General features: G+C 64.8%; 21 protein-coding genes. 8 read left to right on the top strand and 13 right to left on the bottom strand.

The genetic code is table 11. The annotated features are described in order from the left end of the window. Positions 1–2 precede the first annotated feature (2 nt). Positions 3–1,337, top strand: coding sequence for a low temperature requirement protein A (locus G6N48_RS22390; protein WP_232066684.1), 1,335 nt, complete (start codon positions 3–5; stop codon positions 1,335–1,337). A 254-nt stretch (positions 1,338–1,591) separates the two neighbouring features. Here G6N48_RS22390 and G6N48_RS22385 read toward each other — a convergent pair whose 3' ends face one another. From G6N48_RS22385 to G6N48_RS22370, 4 genes are all read right to left on the bottom strand, one after another. Further along, on the bottom strand, positions 1,592–2,569 hold the full coding sequence (locus tag G6N48_RS22385; RefSeq protein ID WP_085268442.1) for an SDR family oxidoreductase: 978 nt from the start codon (positions 2,567–2,569) through the stop codon (positions 1,592–1,594). 167 nt (positions 2,570–2,736) lie between these two features. Continuing rightward, complete coding sequence (locus G6N48_RS22380) at positions 2,737–3,852, bottom strand: baeRF10 domain-containing protein (protein WP_085268317.1); 1,116 nt, start codon at positions 3,850–3,852, stop codon at positions 2,737–2,739. Continuing rightward, positions 3,849–4,028, bottom strand: a complete 180-nt coding sequence (locus G6N48_RS22375; RefSeq protein WP_085268316.1) for a hypothetical protein — start codon at positions 4,026–4,028, stop codon at positions 3,849–3,851. The genes G6N48_RS22380 and G6N48_RS22375 overlap by 4 nt, the downstream gene beginning before the upstream one ends. Positions 4,029–4,450: 422 nt before the next feature. Continuing rightward, the gene (locus G6N48_RS22370) at positions 4,451–4,711 is read right to left on the bottom strand and encodes a hypothetical protein (protein WP_139825685.1); all 261 of its coding nucleotides are present in this window, start codon (positions 4,709–4,711) and stop codon (positions 4,451–4,453) included. Between the two features lie 483 nt (positions 4,712–5,194). Here G6N48_RS22370 and G6N48_RS22365 point away from each other — a divergent pair, with 483 nt between their 5' ends. The 3 genes from G6N48_RS22365 to G6N48_RS22355 all read left to right on the top strand — a co-directional run bounded on the left by G6N48_RS22365 (position 5,195) and on the right by G6N48_RS22355 (position 8,911). Then, positions 5,195–6,199, top strand: coding sequence for an AraC family transcriptional regulator (locus tag G6N48_RS22365; RefSeq protein ID WP_161494188.1), 1,005 nt, complete (start codon positions 5,195–5,197; stop codon positions 6,197–6,199). A 345-nt stretch (positions 6,200–6,544) separates the two neighbouring features. Beyond that, positions 6,545–8,284 carry a PucR family transcriptional regulator gene (locus G6N48_RS22360; protein WP_085268313.1) on the top strand — a complete coding sequence of 580 codons (1,740 nt, stop codon included), beginning with the start codon at positions 6,545–6,547 and terminating at the stop codon, positions 8,282–8,284. A gap of 300 nt (positions 8,285–8,584) precedes the next feature. Continuing rightward, entirely contained in the window at positions 8,585–8,911 is a 327-nt protein-coding gene (locus G6N48_RS22355) for an STAS domain-containing protein (RefSeq protein ID WP_161494187.1), read from the top strand. On the opposite strand, the gene G6N48_RS22350 is transcribed toward G6N48_RS22355, so the two are convergent. Further along, positions 8,908–9,933 (bottom strand): AraC family transcriptional regulator, encoded by a 1,026-nt coding sequence (locus G6N48_RS22350; RefSeq protein WP_085268311.1) that lies wholly within the window; start codon positions 9,931–9,933, stop codon positions 8,908–8,910. The genes G6N48_RS22355 and G6N48_RS22350 overlap by 4 nt on opposite strands. Positions 9,934–10,313: 380 nt before the next feature. Between G6N48_RS22350 and G6N48_RS22345 the strand changes: the two genes are divergently transcribed. Next, positions 10,314–11,129, top strand: a complete 816-nt coding sequence (locus G6N48_RS22345; RefSeq protein WP_085268310.1) for a GAF and ANTAR domain-containing protein — start codon at positions 10,314–10,316, stop codon at positions 11,127–11,129. 123 nt (positions 11,130–11,252) lie between these two features. On the opposite strand, the gene G6N48_RS22340 is transcribed toward G6N48_RS22345, so the two are convergent. Together G6N48_RS22340 and G6N48_RS22335 are read right to left on the bottom strand one after the other, a co-directional pair. Continuing rightward, entirely contained in the window at positions 11,253–13,388 is a 2,136-nt protein-coding gene (locus tag G6N48_RS22340) for an amylo-alpha-1,6-glucosidase (RefSeq protein ID WP_139825698.1), read from the bottom strand. 59 nt (positions 13,389–13,447) lie between these two features. Continuing rightward, positions 13,448–14,479: a glycosyltransferase family 4 protein gene (locus G6N48_RS22335; RefSeq protein ID WP_197745599.1), complete on the bottom strand. Its 1,032-nt coding sequence runs from the start codon at positions 14,477–14,479 to the stop codon at positions 13,448–13,450. Positions 14,480–14,730: 251 nt separating this feature from the next. Between G6N48_RS22335 and G6N48_RS22330 the strand changes: the two genes are divergently transcribed. Next, positions 14,731–15,159 (top strand): DUF2267 domain-containing protein, encoded by a 429-nt coding sequence (locus G6N48_RS22330; RefSeq protein ID WP_332107587.1) that lies wholly within the window; start codon positions 14,731–14,733, stop codon positions 15,157–15,159. Positions 15,160–15,255: 96 nt separating this feature from the next. Here G6N48_RS22330 and G6N48_RS22325 read toward each other — a convergent pair whose 3' ends face one another. Continuing rightward, complete coding sequence (locus G6N48_RS22325) at positions 15,256–16,911, bottom strand: PucR family transcriptional regulator (protein ID WP_085268308.1); 1,656 nt, start codon at positions 16,909–16,911, stop codon at positions 15,256–15,258. Positions 16,912–17,197: 286 nt separating this feature from the next. Continuing rightward, a complete protein-coding gene (locus G6N48_RS22320) occupies positions 17,198–18,421 on the bottom strand; it encodes an MFS transporter (protein ID WP_085268307.1) in 1,224 nt (407 codons plus the stop codon). A gap of 429 nt (positions 18,422–18,850) precedes the next feature. Here G6N48_RS22320 and G6N48_RS22315 point away from each other — a divergent pair, with 429 nt between their 5' ends. Then, positions 18,851–19,486, top strand: coding sequence for a DJ-1/PfpI family protein (locus tag G6N48_RS22315; RefSeq protein ID WP_085268439.1), 636 nt, complete (start codon positions 18,851–18,853; stop codon positions 19,484–19,486). A gap of 431 nt (positions 19,487–19,917) precedes the next feature. Next, positions 19,918–20,184 (top strand): UBP-type zinc finger domain-containing protein, encoded by a 267-nt coding sequence (locus tag G6N48_RS22310; protein ID WP_085268306.1) that lies wholly within the window; start codon positions 19,918–19,920, stop codon positions 20,182–20,184. A 327-nt stretch (positions 20,185–20,511) separates the two neighbouring features. Here G6N48_RS22310 and G6N48_RS22305 read toward each other — a convergent pair whose 3' ends face one another. The 4 genes from G6N48_RS22305 to G6N48_RS22290 form a co-directional block, all read right to left on the bottom strand. Continuing rightward, positions 20,512–21,573, bottom strand: coding sequence for an MAP_0585 family protein (locus G6N48_RS22305; protein WP_085268305.1), 1,062 nt, complete (start codon positions 21,571–21,573; stop codon positions 20,512–20,514). 40 nt (positions 21,574–21,613) lie between these two features. Next, positions 21,614–22,087 (bottom strand): lipoprotein LpqH, encoded by a 474-nt coding sequence (locus tag G6N48_RS22300; RefSeq protein WP_085268304.1) that lies wholly within the window; start codon positions 22,085–22,087, stop codon positions 21,614–21,616. A 169-nt stretch (positions 22,088–22,256) separates the two neighbouring features. After that, positions 22,257–22,904 carry a S1 family peptidase gene (locus G6N48_RS22295; protein WP_085268303.1) on the bottom strand — a complete coding sequence of 216 codons (648 nt, stop codon included), beginning with the start codon at positions 22,902–22,904 and terminating at the stop codon, positions 22,257–22,259. A gap of 204 nt (positions 22,905–23,108) precedes the next feature. Beyond that, entirely contained in the window at positions 23,109–23,501 is a 393-nt protein-coding gene (locus G6N48_RS22290) for a nitroreductase family deazaflavin-dependent oxidoreductase (RefSeq protein ID WP_085268302.1), read from the bottom strand. Positions 23,502–23,586 lie beyond the last annotated feature (85 nt).

The following is a 23,586-nucleotide window of genomic DNA, read 5'->3' as shown; positions in this document are numbered from 1 at the left end:
CGGTGATCGACAAGGCATCACCGCACCAGCGGACGGCCTACCACGAGGACCGTACAGTCGGAACGCTTGAGCTGTTCTTCGACCTCGTCTACGTCTACGCGATGTCGCAGGTCACGATCCTGATGTTGGCGAATGTCACGTGGACCGGATTCGGTCGAGGGGCGCTGGCACTGACGGCGATCTGGTGGGCGTGGGAGAACTATGCCTGGCTGACCAATACCTTCGAGCGCGCGGACCCGCCCGCGCGCATCCTGATCTACTTCGCGATGGCTGCGATGCTCATCGCAGCGACGGCGCTGCCGAACGCCTTTGGGAAAATGGCGCTGGTCTTCGCAACCGCCTACGTGTTCGTCCGGCTGCTTCATGTGGTGCTGCTCCTACGCACGACGCGCGGAGACGAGCAGCTCCGCACGCCCACCCTCCAGCTGGTGCCCTACCTGCTGGCCGGCTCCGGGCTCATTGTCATGGGAGCCTTCAAGACGTCGCCATACCGGGAGCTGCTATGGCTAGCGTCCGCGATCATCGACCTCAGCGGGCCGCTCATAGCCGGGCGCGCCGGGTGGCGGGTATCCCCGCAATACTTCGTCGAACGGCACGGTCTCATCGTGATCATCGCCCTCGGCGAGTCGATTGTGAGTGCCGGTGGGGGCGCGAAGGACAGCATCGGCCGGCCGCTGACCACCGTCGCGATGGTGACGGCGGTGCTTATCGCCGCCGGGATGTGGTGGACGTACTTCGAGCCGAGTCCCCGCGCCGCCGCGCGGCTGCGGCGGCTGAGCCCGGCTCGCCGGGCCCGTCACGCCCGGGACGCCTACAGCTATCTCCACCTCGTGCTGGTCGCCGGCATCGTCTTCTTCGCCCTCGGCGTCCATCAGGCCGTGGGACACCCGGACGAGCCGATGGCCCCGCTGCCCGGTGTCGCCCTCAGCGGCGGCGTCGCATTGTTCTATCTCGGCGACGTCGCCTACCGGTGGCGCGACCACCGCAGGATCATGGTCGACCGGCTCGTGGCCGGGGGCGTCATGGCTGCGACCGTCCCACTCAGCATGCAACTACACGCACTCACCACACTGACCGTCCTGCTGCTGGTCTCCGCCCTGCGCGTCATCTGGGAGGTCCGGGGCGGGAACGCTCCGCTTGGGGTGCCCGTCGGCTGGCGCCTTCGGCCAGGTCACCCCGGGACCCGGACGGGAGGGCGTAGCCGCGCCGCGTGGGCTGTTCGTCAGGGCCCGCCGGGTCTGGCTACCAGGTTTCGCCGCGCGGGCCCAGGTGGCCGGCGACGACGTCGCCGAGGCCTCTCCGATCCGCTTCGCGCTGCCCGTCGAGGAAACCCTTGACGCACTGTCTGATTCCCGCGGGATCGAGTCTGCACTCGCGGCGCAGAGCGCTACCTCGATGGTGCTCGACGCGATCGAGCAGGCCATCTCGACCCGCCAACAAGAGCGGGTGCGGGATTTCAAAGATGTTGTCCACCAATCGGATCGGGGATCGCCACACCTCGATCCGGTTCACCGAACGCCTCACCAGGACAATCCAGTCAGGTGCACTACCCGACTGCGACTCGGCTTCAGGTAACTGGTCGAGCGCGTCGTCATGCAGTTGGCACGAGACCGAGACGGACGAGGCTTCCTGCGGTCGACAGGAGCACTTCCTCGATTGCTCGGGGGGTAAAGCGTAGGACGGCCTTGGCCTTTCGGTTGGACGGCCGCGCGGTCCCACCAAGGACAGGCGATGCGGTGACGGAGTCGACGCCCACCCAGGCACGCAGAATCTGTGCGGCCTGTCTCATCGTGATGGGGCCGCCATCGCAGCAGGCAATGAAGCGCTGGCCCGCGGCGGCGGGATGCGTCATCGCGCGCAGGTGGACGTCGGCAACGTCGCGCACATCAGCCACCGAAAACCGGAGGTTCGCCATCGATACGGGTTCTTCCCCAGCCATGAGCAGAGTCAGAATCGGGGCCACAGAGGCCGAAATATCGTCGCTGAGCGTCGGGCCGAAGGTCGCGGTGGGGTTGACCACACTGAGTTCGGTTCGGCCGGCTTCGTTTTCAGCGAAGTCCCACGCCGCGCGTTCGGCGAGCACCTTGGACTTGACGTAGGCAGTGATGCCTTCGCCGTCGAGATCGGTCCAATCATCCTCGGTGAACTCGCGCTCGACATTGCCGTGGCCGCAGCCGATGGCGACGAACGAGGACGTGAGTACGACCCGCTTGACACCCGCGTCGCGAGCGGCGCGCAGGACGCGAAGCGTGCCGTCGCGAGCGGGTAGGATCACCTCGTCTTCATCGGGGGGCTCATCAGCTGGGTAAGGCGAGGCAACGTGCAGGACGAACGTGCTGCCGTCCATTGCCTCCGGCCAGCCGGCATCGGAGGTGAGGTCGGCGACGGCGAACGTGAGGCTATCGCCCGGCGTCGCGCCGGCTCGCTCGACCATGTTACGGACGTCCGCCTCGCGTTGGGCCGATCTCACAGTCGTCCGGACCCGGTAGCCGGCGTTCAGCAGTGCGAAGACGCAGTGAGAACCGACAAATCCGGACCCTCCGGTCACGAGAACCCGTTCGTCCCCCATGGCGCAGCCCACCCTCAGCTCGTTCGTAACATGTCTGCCTGCCAGCATGGTTGGCGCCACCCAGCGATGCTTCCCTCCGGTGAAACGAATTTGGACGCCCGGAATCGCCCCGCGGGCGCATAGAACCAGCTACGGCTCGACGCCCCAGGCGATATCTTTCAGACCCGTCATCGTTTCGGTGGAAGCGGAAACCGCAACGACGCCGCGGCCACACGCTCCGTGAGGACCGTATGGGCCGAGACGTGTTTAATGGCGCCACCATCGTCTATGACGACCTCCACGAGTTCGCCTATCACGTCGGGAGCGGGCCGCACCGGCCGATCGCACACAGGGCACGTATCGCCCGCGAGAGCCAGCCAGTGTTTGCGGTCGCAGATCACCCCGGGTGCGATCGCGCCGTCTTGAATCATGAGCCGATTGATGGCGGAAGCGCTCCCGGCCCACAAGCACGGCTCAATGCCGAGCACGGCCAGACCCCCGGCGGCCGACGTCTCGACGACCTCGGCGACCATGCGCTCCTCCTCGGCGCGCTCGTAGCGGTCCACGACCGCGATAGCATGCCGTTTGAGCTCGCCAAAGCTGCTCCTCGCGCCATCGTCGACCGGAAACGTGCCGGCGAGCACCCCCCGCAGTTCGTGGGTGAGCAGGTCGAGGAAACGCGGCAGTTGCGGGCGATGGCCGCCGACGATCAACAGCTCGAATTCGCCGCCCCAGTAGAGCTTGTCGATCATGGTTATCACTTCACGGAAGTGTTTTTTGGTCAGCTCCTCGAGCTTGTCCTGGTCTAGGCCCGGCTTGGCGGAAAGCGACAGCGTGCCCCGCTCCTGCATGTCGTCGCGATAAAGCTCCAAGAGGCGGGCGCCCTCTCGGTCGACCGCGGCGACGCAACAGCGGTGGTCCTCGTCGAGCACGGCCAGCATTGGGCGGACCCACGTGGTTTCGTCGACGATGACCCGCTCTCGGATCTGTCGCGGCAAAATCAATTCCTCGAAAAACCCGCGGCCGCTGCAGGAGAACAGCGCAACCGCGCCGGGTGGCCAGCGTTCCTGCCCCGCGACATCCATGATTCGGTCGATGTCACCGCGTATGGACAACCTCGCGTCGTGGCCAAGGCTACGGTCCTTGGCCATCGGCCGGATGGCGTGTAGCTGACTGTCCACCTCGCTGCGCAGGCTGACAACGCGGCCTTGCGGCTGGCAGGGCACTGGGGCGTACAGGGAAACGACCGGCAGGCCTTGTCCATTGAACCGCAGGATCCGGTTGACGGTATCAGCCGTGATCATGTTGTCGACGCAAGTTGGCTCTCAGTTCGGCGACGCACCTGCATGAACTGATCGGCAAGCCACACCAGCGCGGCGCCATTGGGATTCACCCCGGGAATGATGTCGAGCATCTGGTAAGCGTCGGCGATGCACTTCGCGAGAAAGTCGCGCTCTCTGTTTTCGTCGGCTGTTGTCATATCGGGCTCCTGAGGGTTTGTCGGGTCCGAGACGGACACCCGGGCCTCTAACCTTGCCCGACTGGGCCACCGCAGAACTGGGCACTGCAGCACAAGATGCTGGGGCCTGAATAGGCCTGAAGAGACAGATGAGCAGCTACACCTCTCGGCTCAGCGCATCACATGTCGAGGCTTTCCGCTGAGCCGGCCGTATCCGTCCGCCAGGCGCCGATTGCGTTGAGCCCGCGTGGCCCGTCTGCTCTGTCAAGCTATAGACAGCTACCCCCGGTGGAGCCTCAAGCGTGCGCGGCCGCGGATCCCGGCGTTGGTCGGCTCGGTCTACGATCTCCCCGGAGCGAAGTGCTGTGCCACCGTTGGCTTTCGGTGCATCGACAGGCCAGCCTGTAGTCGCCCGCCACGACGTTTCACGGCACCGGGCACGGCTATAGTTCCTCTACGTAGCCGTCTGACCATTCGACGCGCGTGCCGTAATCGGGGTGCGCGTAGACATGGATGGCGTAGAGATCTTCTAACGAGTCCCACCACACGCAGCTTCGCGCGCCCACGCGCCAGCGTTGAGCCACTCTGCCATCGGTGAATTCGCACATCTCGAACTGGACTTCATCCGGCTCGCCGTAGTTGGCCTGCTCACACCTTTTCTTCAACGCCTTGGCATACGTTCGAAAGACGACTGCGGTTCTCAAAGCTGCCTCTCGCAGTATTTGCTTAAATGGCGTCCCGGCCTCGCGTGAGCAGTTGGTTGGCGCTTCGGTGGCCTCGCGCAGCGTCTTGCCGGGGCGATGACGCCACCCGTGATCGCGATGTCATTCGCTTCACTTCGACGTTTACGGTGATCACCCCGTTGACTCCCACAATGCCGAAGCAGCCAGCAGTCGTCGGCCTCAGAGCCTGGTTCGTTCACGTCGCCTCCCCTCGCGTCGGGCCCTCGGTGTAGCAAAGCGGACCGATACAGCCGTGTGATATCCGATAAGCGCCCCAAACTGTCCGTTTCCCGCCAACGGGGACACGCAGGTTGGAGATGAGCGGATCTCCTACTCGATTAGCTCAGCTCCGGCGGGATGCGCTGAGTGCTTTGCTGTGGGATCCGGGCCGGTACTGCTGGCGGTAGCATGTGGGTTTCAGTGAAGCGGAAGACACCATCCGCCGAGTCCAGGCTGGGAGCGACAATGACCGAGTTACCCTTCGACCTGGCGCCCGAGGTCCGGGCAACGGACGTCGATGAGGCGGCCAACGCTTTGGGCCGCGTCTATGTCACCGCCGAGCTGATCCCTAACAAGGCCAGATCGGTGAACATGCAGATGAACGCGGTGCAACTCCCGCTGATCACCGCGGGCTATCTTGGCTTCGGCGCCGACGTCACCATCCGGGCAAACGACGTAACTGACTATTACATTGATGCCCCGTTGTCAGGCAGGGCGGTGAGCCGTTGGCGTGACGGCCAGCTCGTCAAGACGACGAACGGGTCAGTCGCGGTGTTCACACCGGGCATGCCGTGCGTGCTCGACTGGTCGGGCGACTGCGGTCAGATCTGTCTGAAGGTTTCTGAACCGCAGATGCGTCGGCAGCTGGAAGCCATGCTCAACCGCCCTGTGCGCAAACGGATTACGTTTGCCCGGCAGTTCAGTCTGAGCACCACCGCCGCCCACGATTGGTACCACCTAGTCTGGCTCCTGGCCCGTGAAGTCGGGCGCCAGGACGGGCTTCTCAACCACCGGCTCGCCGTGGCGAACTTGCAGCTTCTGCTGATCCAGGGCCTGCTGCAAATACAACCCCACAATTACACCGAGGCTTTGGCTGAAAGTGAAGGGGCGGCAAGCACCACTGTCGCGAAGCGCGCGATCGATCTGATGCACGCGCACCCGGAAACACTTTGGAGCACTGCCGAACTGGCACGAGAGACCGGGGTCAGCGCACGAGCGCTGCAGCGGGCATTTGAGCGGTCCGACCAGCCCTCGCCGATGGCATACCTGCGGCGGCTGCGCCTACATCGGGCGCACACAGAACTCGCCGCTGGCTCACCCGAGTCGGTCACGGTAACGATGGTCGCGGGGCGTTGGGGGTTCGTGCACCTTGGCAGGTTCGCCAGTCAATATCATCAGCTGTTCGGCGAAACCCCCTCGGAAACGCTGCGAAACCGGGTCGGCGACCGTCCTCCCACGTCGCCTCGTTAGCGGCGGAGGCTACGAGCAACCCGCCGGTGACACGACCGCCTCCGTCGCCCTGCCCGGCACCGGCAGGCCGTCCTGCCGATCATCAAGATCGTCGTTTCGGGCCTGGATCTGTCCGAACGCAGGCCCACGCCGTCTGCCGCCTATATCCGGGCCAGACTCTTCGCCCTGCGAGGCCCAAATTGGCGACGGCAATTGGCAGCGGTGGGCCGATTTCGCGCTGAAGTGACGCGAGATCGATTGTCGTTCAACGGATATCCTTATAGACCGCTGTTTTCCCCCATTGGTTGGATCGGTGCCGTCCCGGGTACAGCGCAGAGGTCAGGCCGGGAAATCGCGAGGTGAGCCATGACTGTCGACACGTCATTACCGGAGTTGGGCATTGATTACCGTGGCGAGCTTCCGAGCTTGTACGGCGTTTTCATCCTGTCTTCGTTGATGTTCGACGGTCGCCCAGCCAGCGCCGTACTGACCTTGGCCGCGGACGCAGTGCAATCCCTGGGCAACTACGCCACAGAAACCGCCTATCGGGTGGTCGACGGATCCCTGATCCGTAACAGCGATCCTGACCGGTCGCTGGACAGTGCCCTCGATGCGGCAGTCGCCGCGAGCGTGGGCGTCGATAGCGAGATCGCGCTTTCCGACTCGATTTGGCGGTATGCGGTCACGCTGCGCACCGCCAGTACCGTCACCGGTGTCCTGGTCGTCCGCGCCCCGAATCCCTCCTCCTACCACGAGTTGGTGTTGCTCAAAGTACTCGCGCAGCAGGCGGCCATGGCGATGACAAGCGCCGACGCCATCGAAAGGGAACGACGCCGACACATCCAGCTCAGGGAGCTGACTGACAGACACGAGAGAACGATCCACCGGTTGTCACGCAGCGTGGCCGAACTCGAGCGGCGCGACCACATCCATAAGGCGCTGACCAACCTGTCCGGATCAGCGGATGCGGCCGGCATTGCAGACGCATTGCACGAGCTGACCTCGTTGCCAGTGTCAATCGAGGACATGTTTGGGAACCTGCGAGCATGGTCGCCCGCGCCGATTCCCACCACATACCGGGCGATCGGCGGGGGCAACCGCGAAGACGTAATTCGCAGCGCGGGGTCGCATGGACATTACAGCGACTGCGGGAACCGGATATTCAGCCTTATCCGCGTGAAGGCGGATTTCCTCGGAGTCGTTGTGCTGCACGATCCGCAGCGCCGGGCTGATCGACTCGACATCTTCGCGCTGGAATACGCGGCCGCGGTGTTGGCGGTCGAATTCTCCCATCAGCGCTCACTCGCAGAAACCGAGGTGCGACTGAGTCGGGACCTAGTCGACGATCTGCTCGCCGGAACCGACAACGCCACGGCATACGCCCGGGGCGAGGCGCTTGGTTACAACCTGCGCAGGCCGCATCGGGTGACTGTTTTGCAGTGGAGCGCCGAAATCGGCGGCGATTTGATCGCCCGCTCGGCCACTCGGTGGGCCACGTCCGCCGGTTTGCATCCGCTTTGCGCGCGCCGCCCGTCGATGACAGTCCTGCTGACCGAGGATGTGCCCCAACCGCGGTCTCTGTATCGTGCGATCTCCGCGGCTGTCGGGAACGGGCGCGGATGGATCGCGATCGGGTCGGTCGCGCTGACTCCCTCCGAGCTGCCGCGGTCCTTTGCTGAGGCCCGGCGAACCTTGCGTGTGCAGAAAGCTTCGGTAGGCGGGCACGGCTTCCGTCGTTTCGACGACCTGGGCGTCTGCCGAATCGTCGATCCGAGCGGCAACAGCCCCGAGGTTCGTGAATTCTTAGCGGAATGGCTGGGACCCCTGGTGGCATACGACCAGGACAAGAACGCCGACCTGGTCAACACCTTGGCGCGCTATCTGGATTCCGGAGGAAATTACGATCACGCGGCGAGCGCGCTCAATATCCACCGCAGTACCCTTCGTTACCGCCTCGGACGCATTCGCGACATTTCCGGCCGCGACCTGCAGAACGTGGAGGCGCGCCTCAACCTGCACCTAGCGATAAAGATTTCCGAGATGCTCGGGGATACGCAGCCGATGACGCCGGCCAGCGGAACCGGCGAGCGGGGGCCGTCGAATTAGGAAACGCCGACATCAGCGATGCCGGTCGGCCGCCACTGGGCTCAACGGGTTCCTTACATAGTTGATCGATGGCTCCGTTGCCCTCGTTGCGATGGGTAGGCCGGTGGTCGTCCGCGTCGACCGACCAACACGAGAGTGTTCGATTAATCAGGGCGCGACGCAGTTCGGACAGCGCCGCGTCGCTCGGCGGATATCGAGACCCGACGTTTGCTTGCTTGACTCTTTAGAAGCACTAGGGAGGTGGAGTCAGTTAGCGCGAGTCAAACAGAAGGTCAACAGGGTGGGTCGTTCTCTTGCACCGTGCAACGACTTCCCGCTGGCACCAGCATCATCCACGCGTCAGGTTCCCTCGACGGCGAAACGCGAGCGGTGTTGTGCCGCGCCGTCGCCGACGAATTGACGCAAGCGCCGGCGCAGCTGGTGTTAGAGCTTTCTGCCGCGACGTCCATCGATGACACCGCCGTCGAGGCCTTGGTCGGCGCTACCGCGTTGGCGGCAGAGTCCGACACTTCTATCTGCCTGGTTACCTCGCCGACCGGTCCGGTCGCGAGAGCCCTCGCCGCGGCTGATCTGACCGAGCGGTTCGAAATCTATGCGACGGTCGGCGAAGCGCAACGTCACGGTTAGCGGTACGACACGCGAAGCGTCTGTGACGGGGATTCACCGAACAATTGACGGTACTGCTGAGCGAACCGGCCGAGGTGCACGAATCCCCACCGGCTCGCCACCGTCGTGACCGCCGCCGAGGGCCGTGCCCGCGACGCGTCGGCCAGTTCGGCGCGTACCCGTTGCAACCGTAAATGGCGCAGGTACGTCATAGGCGGCGCCTCGCCCGCCTGGGCGAACGCCTTCTGCAGTGCCCTCGCGCTGACACCCGTCGCGCGGGCAAGTGCCGCGGTCGTCCACTCCGCTTCCGGATAACTCCGCATCAAGTCGATTGACTGCTGGACCGCCGCTGCGGAGGCGGGCCGACCGTCCTGACGGAGTGCGTGCGTGTAGTTGTGCGGCTGCGTGAGCAGCAGACCCTCGAGGAGCAGATGCTGCAAATTCGAAGCGGCGAGCCGATGCGTGAGTATTCCGGCATCGTTGCCGGACTCTCGCGCCAGAACCGCTACCAAACTCAGCCAACTTTGCGACGACCTGTCCGTCAGGTCCAGCCGGCGAGCGAACTCCACGGGCTTACCAATCGAGCGGTCGAGCAAATTCTCCAGCTCGCGAGTCAGCTCGGCCGGGACGAGCTTGATACCGAGCTGGCCGCAACCGTGTGACCACAGATGTTCGACATCCGTGCCGGGGCGGAAGACCGTCGCCGACCCGGGCGATGTGACGGTCGTTGCGTGACCATCGGGCCACTTGGTCACGCTGTGACCCGACACCGCGACGGCGATCTGGTAGCCGGGTATGTCAGCTGCCCGCATCATCGCCTCACCACCGAGGTCGAGGTAGCCGATACTGAGCAGCGGCAGCTGCTCGGCCTTGACGCGAATGTGTAACGGGCCCCTACCGCACGGCGTGATCGCGACAGGGAAAAACGTGGGCCGCAGGATCTCCGTCGCTTCGTCGATATCCGTCGTGTCCGCTAGTTGCGCCCAATCGGACGTCAACGCATCGAGGTGGTTCGCGACGGGTCGCTGACCGTCCCAGTTCACCGCCGCATCCGCCCTCCACCTGCGAAGTTATCGGGCCCGTGTTGCATTTCCCATTATGGGCGTCGCGTTGATGAGCCGATATCAGCCGGTCCCACGCCTCCGAGCTTACTTAACATTCTTAACTGATGAAGCGCCCCACGGCACGTCGGGGCCCTCAGTCAGGTGAGTGGGCCGACACGACGCACGGGGGGTTTCACGCCTCTCGTATCGCCGAGACTCGGGCGCCAGTGGCTCCGCGAGGTCGACGTTGCATTCCATTTATTGATCTGCCGGGTCGACGCTCGAACTCCACTCCGGTTGGCATAGTCGTACAGCAGTGACGTAATACCCATCGGAAAATCTGGGGGTGCTATGGGTACAACGAAACCGGTTATGCGGCAATGGTTTGCGGCGAGGCACCACGTTTTCTCCGAAACGGCTTCGCCATGGTCGCGATAAGTCACTTCTCGGATCCCGAGCAGATTCGCCACGGGCGCCGCGGCAAGGCAATTCAGTCGACGATCGCAAGACTGGCCGGTGCGATGGTCGGCACAACGGGCATCGAGGACGCCCTCAGCGAGCTGACCAGTGCCTCATTGGCGTTGATACCGGGGGCGGACTGCGCGAAAGTCTCAGTAATCGAAGACGGCCACCTGCGATCGATCATAGCGACATCGCAGCTGACCTCGTCGCTGGACATGGCTCAGCAAGCCGCCGGCCACGGTCCATGCCTGGAGGCGATCACCGCAAAGAAGGCGACTTGCTGCAACGATCTGCGCACCGATACCCGATGGCCGCGATTCACGCCTTCGGCGACCACCGCCGGGGTGCACAGCGTCTTGTCGTCTCCGATAGACCTGCCACGGGCGACCTGGGCCACGTTGACTCTTTTCGGCTTCCGAACTGACGCCTTCGGGCCCGACTCCGAGGCGGTTGGCGCGATGCTGGCCAACCATGCGGCGATCGCATTCATGCACGACGAACAGGAGCGCCAATTCAAGGCCGCGCTTGCCACCCGCGACGTCATCGGACAAGCCAAGGGCATGATCATGGAACGCTTCGGTGTCGACGCCGCTCACGCCTTCGCGATGCTAAGAGCGATCTCGCAACAGACCAATACCCCGCTGCGGGAAGTGGCCAGACGGCTTGTCGACTGCGCGAAGCGAGGAGGCGATGAGCAGCACGATGGAGCTGAGCGCGGCTGCCGGGCCCCCTGAGCTTGTTGCCGGACACCGTTCACGCGACGCAATTCGCGCCGCGAAATCGTGAATGCCTTTGGCGGCCGGCGCAAATAGCCGAGCGCCGGGATGCCGACGAGCTGCCAACGAAGGCGACTCAGCTCAGTGACTTCGATCGTGCTGCTGTGCCGAAGCGCGACCGGGCGAACGCCTGGGCTCGGCGGTAACCAGCCGGACTCCTGGGGGAAGGTCGCACACATCGACGCCGCCGTGTGCGTCGACGGTGAGGCTGATCCGGGTGCCTGCGAGGGGGACGTTGTGCAGGCGCACAGGCAAGAACCGACCCGGAGCAATCGGACACACCTGAACCTGGCCGTGCGGAATGTCGGGGTTGAATCGCAGCAGGCTGCGCAGCACCAGGCGCGACGACGCAGCGGCCCAGGCTTGCGGCGAACACGACGTCGGATACGGCACGGGACGCGAGAACTCGGCACGCGGAAAGCCGCAGAACAGCTCGGGCAGCCGCCCCCCGAAGTAGTCGGAAGCATCGAGAAGCCCCAACGCAATCTGTTGAGCCTCTTGGGCAAAACCGTAATTGGCTAGCCCGGCGACGACGATCGCGGTGTCGTGCGGCCACACCGAGCCGTTGTGGTAGCTCATCGGGTTGTAGGCGTTCATGTCGGCGGCGAGGGTCCGCACACCGAAGCCGGAGTTCAGCGCAGGGCCTACGAGATGCGCGGCCACCGCGGCGGCCTTGTCGTCGTCGACGATCCCCGTCCACAGGCAGTGCCCCATGTTCGACGCGACGGCATCGACTTGATGTTTGCCGCCGTCGAGCGCCAGGGCGAACGCCTGTTGTTCGGGCATCCAGAAGGCCAGGTTGAACGCCGCCTTCAGCCGCGCGGCCCTGCTGCGCCACTGCTGCGCGCAGCCCGGGTCACCGTCTCCCTCGGCGAGAAACGCCCGGGCCTGAAACGCTGCGTACACGTAGCCCTGTACCTCGCACAGCGCTATCGGGGGTGAGGCGAGATGCCCGTCGGCATGGTTGACACCGTCGAAGGAGTCTTTCCAGCCCTGGTTCACCAAGCCGCGGTCGGTGTGTCGGCGGTACTCCACGTAACCGTCTCCGTCAGCGTCACCATACTGCAGGATCCACTCCATGGCACGGTCTGCCGCGGCCACCAGGGCGGGCCGGTCAGCGTCGGGAAGAGCTCCCCACCGATCGAGCTCGGCGAGCAGCATGACGAAAAGTGGTGTGGCGTCAGCGGTGCCGTAGTATGTGGTACCTCCGCCCAGCGTCAGCGCCGCCTCCCTGCCCAAACGCACCTCATGCAGGATGCGGCCCGGCTCCTCCTCCGTCAGTGGATCCACCCGGGTCCCCTGCAGCCTGGCCAGGGTGCGCAAAGTGTTCAGCGCCAAGCGGGAGTCCAAGCCTAAGGCCATCCACGCGGTCAAGAGGGAATCTCGCCCGAATAGCGTCATGAACCAGGGTGCACCGGCGGCAAGAATCGGATAGCCCGGCTGTGCCGGGTCTTCGATCTGGAGTGAGCCCAAGTCGCGGGTGCCCACTTCCAGTGAACAATCCAGCGCCGAATGTCCGGTCTCAATAAGTGGATTCGACAGCCGCCATGCCTGCAGCCGTCGCGCGGGGGCGCTGCTATCTATCGGTTCGCCACATTTGTGCCGAAGCTGAACTCGCCTGCCTCCAGTCGTGGCTTCCACGGCGAAACAGGTTGACCACTGGGAGCGTTGTGGAACAACGATCCGGAAGGTGAATCTGCCTGGTGTGACGCTCGGGTCTCCGGTGGCGGAGATCTGAGCAATGCGGGTGTCGTCCGGCCCGGCGAGCGTGAAAGTCATTGATGCCGTTCCTATGTCGACGGCCAGGCCGTGCGGTGGCTGAACCCTTCCCTCTTTGACGGCGAAGACATCCGCGAAGTCCGTATCGACGGCCAGCGTCACGGTGACCCCCACCGGCTCGGCGCCGAGGTTGCGCAAGATCACGTCCTCGCGCAAACCGTCACCAACCAGCCTGTCGCGCAGGACCAGCATCGTGCTGTCCGCCAGCCACTGACGCGGCGGAGTCCGGCCGACGAAAATCGCGCGGTACGGTTCGGTCGGTTCCTCGATCGTGGAAAGGTTTTGGACCGGCGAGCCATCGATGACAAGCCGCCAGCAGGACAACATTCGGGTGTCGGCCACGAACAGTCCGTGCGGCCGGTCGCGATGGACGTCGCCCGATAAGGCCGAAATGCAAAACGTCGAACCTTCCAGCAGCGTCACGTCACTACCGGTCACGGGCGGGCCTGTTCCCGACGCCCAAGCTCCGGCCGCGCATTCTTCGCCGTCGACGAAGGTCACCGGCTTACCATCTGCTGGTACAGGGCGAGGTGGTCGTCGACCATCCGAGCGGTGGAGAACCGCTCGGTGACGGCGGCGCGGCACACTGCACGGTCCAATTCATCGACGCGGTGGATCGCGTCCACCAGGTCGGCGGAATCGAAGCAGAGGAACCCCGTCCTGCCGGTATCCACGATCTCGGGCGCCGCACCGTTGGGACAGGCGATGACCGGCGTGCCGCAGGCCATCGCCTCAATCATCACCAGCCCGAACGGTTCCGCCCATTGGATGGGATTCAGAAGTGCTTTGGCGGCACCGAGTAACGCCAACTTCGCATCGCCGGCGACCTCTCCCCTGACGTCGACATCGTCGGTGAGCAGGGGCTCGATTACTTCGGTGAAGTAAGCCCGCTCGGCTGGTTCTCGGTTCTTAGCCGCGATGATCAGCGCCTCGCCAGCGGCGCGTGCGGCCAAGACGGCCTCGCGCACGCCCTTGTCGGGCGTCATCCGCCCGAGGAACAACAGGTAGTCTCCGTCGCCGCAGCCTTGCGGGTATTCGTCGGGGTCAAGGCCGTGGTGAATGACCCGATCCACCGCGATCTCGGGCGCGTGGGAAGCCTGGTCGTGTGAGATCGCAACGACCGGTAGCCGCTTGCCGTACCGGCGGTAGATCCCCCGCAGCGCACCGCTGAACGGGCCGTGGCAGGTGGTAACCACTCGGTCGTAGCCGGTCGCCAAGGCCCAGGCCGGCCCCAACAGGGTGTGGTCGTGGATTATGTCGCAACCGGCGAGGGCCTCGTAGCCGCGCATCACGTGGGGCAGCTCCACCTCGCCATGCCCGATGCGGTCCCAGTTCGCGCTGGCCATGGCATAGACGACGGGGACCGGTGCGGTGCTGTCGCCGGTGGCAAACAGCACGACCTCGTGTCCGGCCGCGATCAGGCCCTGCGCAAGCTGGCACACCACTGACTCGGTTCCCCCGTAACCGGGTGGGGGTACGGCGGCCCATGGCGGCGCCAGCAGACCAACTTTCAAAGGCTCCTGCGTCATGACTTCATGGTGCGAATTGGTCGTCACAACCGCACCGGCCCGACGGGGCGGGAAAGGGTGGTAACGCTCGTCCCGAGAGACTAAGCCGTAACAGCCCCGGGGGGTCGCAATTCAGCGAGAACCCCAACAGTACTGGTCGACAATAGGACTGAAGCGGAGAGCCTCTGTGCGGCACCACGTGTGCCGATTGCTGCGACGTGAGCTCACCCGCCAGGTTGATTACCAGCACCGGAATCCGACTCCCGAGAACGATGCACCGGCGCACGAGCCTCGCCACGATATGGGAAGCCGAAACCCATGGAGGAAAAATGCGATATGAGGAATTCATTTCGTCGGTGGCCGAGCGTAGCGGCCTATTCGAAGGAGACGCGGTGGCCCTCACCCGCGCCACCCTGACCACTCTCGGGGAGCGGATCAGCGGGGGTGAGGCCCGCGATCTGGCCGTTCACCTGCCCTCACCGCTGCAGGACGCTTTGCTCCCAACAGAAGAAGAGGCCGAAGCTTTCAGTTACGACGAGTTCGTCAACCGAGTGGCTCAACGGAGTGGGCGTGACACGGAGGCCGCGGAGGCTGCCTTGGACGCGGTCATGGCGACGATTCGCGACGCGGTGACACCAGGTGAGTTCGAGGACTTATTGAGCCAGTTGCCCACGGAGTTTCAGGGGTTGGGCGCGCGATGATCCAGCCGGCGCACGGGTCGCCCTGCAGCGGCGCCCTCGAGTGATGCACCTTGCCCCTGAAAGTTAAGCCTCGCAATCGCTTCGGCTACCGTGCAGTCACGCAGTCGAGGTAAGGAAGCGCCACACTCGCGTAGCGGCATGCAGGTTGAAGCGAGTATCAACATCGCGAAGGTCGAAACCCGTCAGGTCCGCGATGCGGCCGAGCCGATACCGCAACGTGCTCCGGTGAATATGCAAAGCGGCAGCCGATTCGTCGTAATTGCCGCCACACTCGAGATAGTGACTCAGGGTGTGTACCAGATCGGACTTTTTCACGGCGTCGTAATCGATCAGCGGCCCCAGCCATTGGCGGAGGTAGTCGTCGACGACACCGGCGGTGTGCGCCGCATCGATCAAGTGGTAGAAACCCAGCTCGTAATAGTCAGAAGCTCCCCGGGGATGGGCCGAGTTCAGCCGGACATTGAGCGCGCGACGGGCTCTGAGGAAAGATTGGGGAAAATCGGCCGGCCCATCACAGCGCGACCCGATGCCAATTGCACTCGTCAAGTCGCCAAATTGTCTACTGACCTCCCGGTGCAGAGCATCGGGAGCCGGATGACTGTCGACGAGTAGGACGATCAGACCTCCCTGACGCCCCGCCAGGTAATTCATATTCAGGTTCTCGGCGACACGGCCCGCGGCGGCGATGCCGGCGTTGCCGGCGCCGCGCCCGCTGTGGATCACCACGACATAGTGCGGACGGCGCAAGTCATGAATCAGCGCCTCAGCGCGCGCATAGGCCCCATCCTCGTTGGTGCCCGCCACCAGATCATCGACCAGCTCGCGGCGCAGATTCAGCTGCAGCTGGGCGAGGTTGCGTTGATGGGATAACTCGAGTCCCAGCACGTTGCTGCAGTACCTGAGAGAGAACAACACGTCCTCGTCGACCTCGTCTCCAGGGTCAACGAGCGCGACAACACCAAGCATCTCCGACTGCGGCTTTATCAGGACGCTCAGGCGTCCCCCGGAACTCACCGGAACAGCCTGCGTCGAGAGCGAACGCAAGAACCGGTCGCGCTGGCCGGGCTTTTGTTTCGGGTACCGGAGTGGCTGTCCGGGCCCAGCCCATGCGCAGAGGTTGCCGAACCTGTCTTCGACGCAGACCGAACGTCCCGTCAATCGATGAAGTGCGTCGACGATGCCTTGCACGCCCTCGCCAGCGGCCAGCGCCGCCTCCAGCAGCTCATGCGCTTGCGTCTGGGCCTTCAGCCGATGCACCGCTTGGGCGAGAAACTCATTCGCCTTGGCCAGTTGGCCGGCCCGTCCAACTTCCCGCTGATGCAGCTCGGCGCATGCCAGCGCGGCACCGGCCTTCTGTGCGAGCAGCTGCAGCAACAGCAGGTGATCGGGTGTGGGCTCGACGCTGGCGCCGATCACAAGGCACCCTCGTAGAGCATCCCGATGGGATAGGGGAAACGCCCATCCCCAATCTCCCCGCGGGAGTTCGATCCTGCCCTCCCAGTTCGCACGCTGAAGCACGTCTGTCAGCTCCGGGCGCTCGGTTTGAGAGGGTGGGCACGGCTTCATTTCCTCGTCGTCAGCGCAGTAGCTGGCCTCGACTCTGCACGTGCACAGGGCCGCAGCCCCTTCAGCAGCTACCGCGAGAATGTCCTCGGGATCCAACGATTGGAAGATAATTCGGGTCAGCGCCGCCAAGCCTTCCGGGGTGCCCGTTGGCTCGATATCGCCGGCGACCGTCGAATTGGCGTTCATGACCGATACGCGACTCCGGTGCCCTATACGTCTCGTGAATTCCGATCCAATTAACACTGGGGTGGCGATGGGAGACGGACGGGATACAGTCGCGCGTCGCGCACCTCCTCCCACGGCCGGCCCAGCCACCCGACTGCCCCGATTCGAAGGACTCCAGGCCCGGTCCGGCGATACCCCGGTTCCTGGTGCAATACCCGCAGTTTTACTGCCGAAATTCTCATGATATTAGCATTCCGCGGCGGCACATATCCGTCGTGATAAACCGGCCGGCCGGGTGGCTACCGGGCTACCTGTCGGCGGCGGCGCGCAGCATCTTGGCAAGAGCCAGCCAGATAACCAGGGATCCCAGCGAAATGCCGCCGAGCATCGCGAACGCGGTTGCGAATCCCATTGTCTGCGCAGTGAATCCGGCGAGCACCGGGCTCAGCGCGCCACCGAGCCCTTGCGCAGCCATCACGGCGCCCTGACCGACATTGATGTGGCCTGTGCCGTCGAGTATGCGGGCTACCAGTCCCGGCACCGCGACTGACAAGATGCCGGCACCGACGCCATCGAGGACTTCCACCGGTATCACACCCCAGCTGGTGATGACATGGCTGGCAATGAGGGCGCGCGCCGGCAGCGCGGTGAACGCAATCAAGATGGCCGGCCAGTAGCCACGGACTTCCGCAATTCTCAAGGCTGCCAGCGAGGCGGGCACCATCACGGCTTGGGCGATGACGACGGTACCGGCCACGGTGATGAACGGGTTGCCGTTTCTGGCCACCACTGCCAACCCATAGAGCGGCAGCATCGCGGCGTTGCCCAGGTGGAAAAGCATCACCGCTGCCGCTACCGCCAGCAGGGGTCGGCACCCAAGGAGGACGCGCAGCGATTTGATACGCGGCTGGTCGGTGGCAAATGCCTCCCCGCGGGCGAGGTGATGGTCGATGTGACCAGCCGGGATCGCCAGCACGGCGGCGACAGTGACGGCAGCAAACCCTGCCGCCAGCCAGAACACCGCGGCGTAACCGAAATGCCAGCCCAGCAGGCCGGCGATGGCCGCTCCAGCCATGTTGCCGGCGTGATTGAAGGCCTGATTACGGCCGTTTTGACCCGTAAACCTTGCTTGCCCCACGACCCCGAGGGTGATGCCGATCATCGCAGGCGCGATCGTTGCCCCCGAAATGCACATCACCGCCTGAGCCCCGGCGATCACCCAGAAGTGCTGCGACGTCAGGATGACCGCCGCGCCCGCCACGGCACCAAGCCCGACGACAATGACGCAGGCCCGCTTGTGGCTGGTGGCGTCTACCAGCGCACCCGCGGGAGTGACCGCGACCATGCCGACGACGGCACCCAAAGTGATGACCGCGCCGATGCTGCCGGTGCTCCACCCACGGCTCTGCAGCAGCACGCCCAGGAAGGGGCCCATACCGGCCTCCATGTCGGCCATGAAGAAGTTCACCGCATAAAGGGCGACCCGGTCTCGCTTCGACACCGTTGCCGCCGATGGGTACTCAGTCGACATCGGAGACAAAATACCTCAGAGGGAACAGAATTGGGGATTCACGTACGGCACCAAGCGCGCGTGCGTTCGTGCCAATTCCGCATGCCTGCTGCCGGCGGAGATCGCCCAGCGCAAGGCGCATCCCGAGTATGTCATCCTCTGGGCGAAGGCAGGCAAAGCCCGCTTTTAGCCAAGTACATGCGTGATCCGTTGTGGTGAAGCGAGAACGCGAGCACGCCCGATCGATGTTCCGAAAGACGAGTTCTGCAAAGCAGAGGGTGCTACATGACTGTCAGAAGGGGAACGTGACGATCCCGCGGTCCTGTCACAGCGGGGCGAAGTGCGACAGACATATTCGCTCGGACGGGGGCAAGACATCGACGTCCTCAACGGTGATGCTTGTCAGCGAGAAGTCCCCCGTTCACACCCCGTTGCCGAGTGGAGCCCGACATGGCCGAATACCTGCGAGGTTCGAGGATCGCACTGCTTGCGGCGGACGGCGTCGGGCAGACCGAATTGGACGCGGCGGGCGATGCTGTGCGACAAGCGGGCGCACACACTCAGCTGTTGGCACTGCGAGCCGGGCAGATCCAATCGCTCAACGAAGACCTCGAACCGGCCCGCGTGTACACCGTCGACCGGGCGGTGGGCGAAGCGTCGGTGGACGAGTACGAGGCGTTGCTACTGCTGCCCGGGATGGTTAGGTCTCACCAGCTTTCCAGCCACGATAGCGTGGTCTCGTTCGTTGGTGATTTCATCACTTTGTCGAAGCCGGTCGGGGTTGTCTGCCCCGGCACCTGGACCCTGCTTGAGGCGGGTGTGGCCCGGGGCCGAAGTCTTCCGTCCGCTCTGACGATCCGGTCCCTGCGACAGACCGGCGCCTCCGTACTGGATGGCGAGTCGCTTTCGCCTCATGTACTGCGTGCGTTCTACAGCACCATTGTTCAAGAATTCGCTCGCCTTTTACGGCAGTTTGCTCCCCTGTCGGGAGAAGAAGGCGAAGGCCCCCACGCTCGGCTGGCTGCATTCGAAGCGCGACGGCGACGCGAGGCGGACAGTCCTGCAATGGAAGTGGCCGGTTCGTAAGCAGCCGTCAATCAGTACAGTCCGCCGGGTGCCGACAAAAGTGCCAATTGCGCAAGCCATTCCGTCGAAACGAGTTGGCTTTCGGAAGAACGCCAACCTACCTCGTCCTGCGCCGGCACGTCACGGCCCGAGCACACGCGTATGTGAACGGACGCTCTCATAAGAAGCACCGCGGCTCGTCACGCAGCGCCGCGTCCCGATCCAAAAGGTTGTGCTGTTGCAACGAATTTGGGGCAACGATTTCAACCCGCCGGGCGCACGCTCTGTCGACGCGACGCTGGCAAAGTGGATTCCGGAGCTCGGCACCGGGTGGCTCGGCGATTCGGCGGACCCCGCTTCGGTGCAGTGTCCGAGGAGGCGATTCCGTTGTGGCGCAACGAAAATGGTTTGGAAACGCAAACGGTAGAACACACCCACAAGGAGGCGTGTCAATGACCTCGACGCACATGGATCCCGATGTCGTCGCCATCAACCCCGTGAGCCCGCGTACCCATAAGGGCTGCCAAGAGTGCCTGCGGCTCGGCACGCAGTGGGTGCATTTGCGGCTGTGCCTCACCTGTGGATACGTCGGCTGTTGCGATTCGTCACCGATGCAGCACGCAAGTGCGCACTTCCTTGCCACGGATCACCCGATCGTGCAGTCCATGGAGTCCGGAGAGACGTGGCGCTGGTGCTACGTCCATGAGAACTACGTCTAGCGCCCAGCTCCATCGCGATAGCCGCGAAGTCGTCAACAGGGACGACCCACACCGGTAGTCGAAACAAACTGTAAATGCCGAGATTTGGGGGGCGCGTGCCGCACCACCCGAATCAGTGTGGTGAGCGCCAGGGTAGAAAACTGCGGCCAGAGAAAGCACCGGGCAGGGGATTGGCCACGCCGGTTGACCGGTCGGACCAGTCCGCGCGGCGGGGTTCACCGGCGGGTCGAACCTCGCTCCCTCGCAGATTGCGTGCGGGCAAGCGCAACAGGGAGCGCCTGCCAGGTCGATCCTGACGGGCGCTCCCTGTGACGTCGGCTTCTGATGTCAGTACAGCGGGACCCAGACTCCGAAGAACCAGTAACCCCATCCCCCGTACTGCCAGTTGAACACGGGCAGCACGGTGAAGGTGTCGTAGTTGAACGGGCCGAAGTCGGCCTGCGCCACTGCTACGTCGCGCGGGGGCCCACTCCACGGCCGGTTCCAGCCGCCGGGAGGCGGCGGGCCGTCCCAGCCGCCGGGAGGCGGCGGACCCTCCCAATGCGGCGGCGGGTGACCGGGCGCCGGGCCGTCGTTCCAGCCGAAGCCTCGCTGCGGCGGCGGAGGCGGCGCCCCGTGGCCGACGACACTGAAACCGACCGTCAGGCCCGTGGGGCCGCCGATCTGCGCGTTGCCGCTCGCGTAGGTCCCGCGCGGAGGAATATACGGCGGGTGCGGCGGCTGGGTGGGCGGCGGGTTGAGGTTGGCCGGCCTCCCGTGGGGCTCGTTGTTGGGCCCGTTCTGCGGCGGGTTGTTCTGATTACCGGGCTGCTGGGGGTTCTGCCCATGCACACCCGGCTGGTTGGACGGACCACCCTGCGGCGACGGAGTGTTCTGGCCGCCCTGCGGCGGGTTGTTCTCATTGCCCGGCTGCTGGGGGTTCTGCCCATGCCCACCCGGCTGGTTGGACGGACCACCCTGCGGCGGCGGAGTGTTCTGCCCGCCCTGCGGTGGATTGTTCTGACCGCCCGGCTGCGGATTCTGCCCGTGCCCGCCCTGTGGCGGCGGGTTGTTCTGCCCGCCCTGCGGCGGCGGGTTGTTCTGCCCGCCCTGTGGCGGCGGGTTGTTCTGGCCGCCCTGCGGCGGCGGGTTGCTCTGGCCGCCCTGCGGCGGCGGGTTGCTCTGGCCACCCGCCTGACCGCCCGGACCGCCCTGTTGGCCGCCGGGAGCACCGCCGGGGTTGCCACCACCGGGACCACCCGGGTTACCGCCTCCACCGCCACCGCCGTGGCAGCCCGGACACGGCGGCGGGGGGTCGAGGGGCGCCGAGTAGGCGTACCCGGGGCCGAGCGCCACGGTGGACATGGTGAGACCGGCCGCGACCGCCGCCGCGCTGACGACACGTTTCATAGACATAGCTGCGTCCCCTCTTGGATGTCGATCGCCTGCGCTACGGGCAGGTCACGTCCATCTCGAATGACTTGGTCACCTGCTGCGGCTGCTGCGGGTTGCTCATGTCGACACCGGTCGCGGTGCCCTTGATCGCGTAGGACTTGCCGCTCACCGCAGCGCCGGCGTTTCCGCCCTGGTTGTTGGGCGCGGCGTCGGAGAAACCAAGCGTGATGCCGTTGACGCTGCCCAGCCCCACCGAGTGGACGATGGGCGGATTGGCGTTGCTGATGACCGCCCCGATTCCGGCCGACGGGTCACCCACGCCGATGTTGATGTTGTCGCCGGACGGGTTGCAGGTGACCGCCCCACTCACATTCTGGGCCTGGCCGTCGACGATGACCTGCGTCCCGGCCGCCGCCGCGGGAGACGACGAACCCGACGCCCCCGTGCTGGGCTTGTTGCTCGAACATCCGGCGCAGGCCGCGGCCACCACGGCAACCCCGGCTGCACCAATCACGAAACCACGCTTCACTACACACCCCTTCGTGTCGCCGGTGCCGCTGTAATCACCCGGGCCGCCAGGGCCTGACGGGCTTCGGCGGGCGCGTGCACGCCGCTCCGGCGGTTACCCTATCCGCAGCGAATGCAAACTCTGCGTTACGGGGGCCGGTTGTCGTGGCACCGGGGGCCCGGTGAGCCCGTCAGGGCAGCACGCGCAGGCCCCACCGGCCGAGCAGCGGCTGAATGCTCGCGAAATATGTAGAGTTGTCGTCCCCGTCGGGCGACGACATCAACAAACCGACCGCGCTCACGGTGCCGTCCGGGTTCATCACGAAACCGGGACTGCCGCTGTCGCCGTTGGCGCTGTAGACGCTGGCCAGCACCACGTCGTTCTTGACGTCTTGGACCACCCCGCACGTTTCACCGCTGACCGCGCCGATCTTACAGAACGGCATGCCGCGCTCAACCTGCATCGGGCTCAACACATCTCGGACAATATACTTGCCACCGACATTACCCACCGGCGCGCCAACGCTGGGGTCCAGGTGAATGATCGCGGCGTCGACGGTGTCGCCTTCGTGCTCGCTGGCGGTGATTCTCCCCAGCGGAACGGCGTTGCCATAGGTCCATTCCGAGTCGTCGTGCGCGTCACAGTGCCCACTGGTGAACAGGTAGTAGCTGCCGTCGTTGCCCTGGGCCGCGAAACCCGCTGTGCACCTGCTGTTTTGGGCATCAACCTGCATCCCCGGGCGCGGAGGCGACGTCGCCAGCGCCGGGTTCGCGAACGTCGTCGCCGCCGTCACGGTGGCGCCGAACACCGCCAACCCTCGCAACCAGGATGTGGTCACGCCGTCCTCCTCCGCTTGTGCTCGGCAGCATGGTAGCAGCGTCGAACGCGGTCGAACCGAACCTGACACGGCCGTGACAACCGGACACATGATCGTCGCCGAGTTAACCCCCGTGTCATCTACCCGGGTCAGTGGGCGAACGACGAACGGTGGCACCGATTGCAGTTGTGGCAGAACGGTTTCAGCAATTGCGCGATCCTGTGTTCACGCGGTTTCGGGGCTGCGCTTGAGCAGCAGGTAGTTCTTGATACGCAGCCCACCGAATTCGAGGCGGCGCAGGGAAGAGAGGTACTGCGACGCCGTCGTCGCGTCGATGACCCGCGGTTCGACGGCCTGGCAAGTTTCCCCGTGTACCCGGATGGTGGCCCGACCGGCGGCCAGCACGTTGCGCAGCCAGTCCACCTGTGTACCGTAGGGCAGCGCGATGAGGAAGCCGTCGCCCGTGCGTTCAATCACGACCGGGGTATCGTACGTCTTCCCGGAATGTCTGCCTTTGTGCTCGATTACCCCTGCGTACCAATGCTTTTGGCCGGCGACATGCAGCATCATGGGATTCAGCACACGTTTGTTCAATACCCGGACGGTGTTCAGAACCATGCATCGCTCCTCGATCGCGTGTGGACGACGAAAGCCCACGTTAAGCGCGACGCCGCCTGGTACCTAGGGCCTTTCGGCCCGATTT

It is taken from the genome of Mycobacterium parmense (assembly GCF_010730575.1).
GTDB classification, from domain to species: Bacteria; Actinomycetota; Actinomycetes; order Mycobacteriales; family Mycobacteriaceae; genus Mycobacterium; species Mycobacterium parmense.
The sequence above is the reverse complement of the archived record's forward strand: the minus strand, read 5'-3'. Positions and strand labels throughout refer to the sequence as shown.

Excerpts from the sequence above, each read along its gene's own strand:
- G6N48_RS22385 (WP_085268442.1), bottom strand. The coding sequence starts at position 2,569 with ATGGGGGACGAACGGGTTCTCGTGACCGGAGGGTCCGGATTTGTCGGT.
- G6N48_RS22380 (WP_085268317.1), bottom strand. The coding sequence starts at position 3,852 with ATGATCACGGCTGATACCGTCAACCGGATCCTGCGGTTCAATGGACAA.
- G6N48_RS22375 (WP_085268316.1), bottom strand. The coding sequence starts at position 4,028 with ATGACAACAGCCGACGAAAACAGAGAGCGCGACTTTCTCGCGAAGTGC.
- G6N48_RS22365 (WP_161494188.1), top strand. The coding sequence starts at position 5,195 with ATGACCGAGTTACCCTTCGACCTGGCGCCCGAGGTCCGGGCAACGGAC.
- G6N48_RS22360 (WP_085268313.1), top strand. The coding sequence starts at position 6,545 with ATGACTGTCGACACGTCATTACCGGAGTTGGGCATTGATTACCGTGGC.
- G6N48_RS22345 (WP_085268310.1), top strand. The coding sequence starts at position 10,314 with ATGGTTTGCGGCGAGGCACCACGTTTTCTCCGAAACGGCTTCGCCATG.
- G6N48_RS22335 (WP_197745599.1), bottom strand. The coding sequence starts at position 14,479 with ATGACGCAGGAGCCTTTGAAAGTTGGTCTGCTGGCGCCGCCATGGGCC.
- G6N48_RS22330 (WP_332107587.1), top strand. The coding sequence starts at position 14,731 with ATGCACCGGCGCACGAGCCTCGCCACGATATGGGAAGCCGAAACCCAT.
- G6N48_RS22325 (WP_085268308.1), bottom strand. The coding sequence starts at position 16,911 with ATGAACGCCAATTCGACGGTCGCCGGCGATATCGAGCCAACGGGCACC.
- G6N48_RS22320 (WP_085268307.1), bottom strand. The coding sequence starts at position 18,421 with ATGTCGACTGAGTACCCATCGGCGGCAACGGTGTCGAAGCGAGACCGG.
- G6N48_RS22315 (WP_085268439.1), top strand. The coding sequence starts at position 18,851 with ATGGCCGAATACCTGCGAGGTTCGAGGATCGCACTGCTTGCGGCGGAC.
- G6N48_RS22310 (WP_085268306.1), top strand. The coding sequence starts at position 19,918 with ATGACCTCGACGCACATGGATCCCGATGTCGTCGCCATCAACCCCGTG.
- G6N48_RS22305 (WP_085268305.1), bottom strand. The coding sequence starts at position 21,573 with ATGAAACGTGTCGTCAGCGCGGCGGCGGTCGCGGCCGGTCTCACCATG.
- G6N48_RS22290 (WP_085268302.1), bottom strand. The coding sequence starts at position 23,501 with ATGGTTCTGAACACCGTCCGGGTATTGAACAAACGTGTGCTGAATCCC.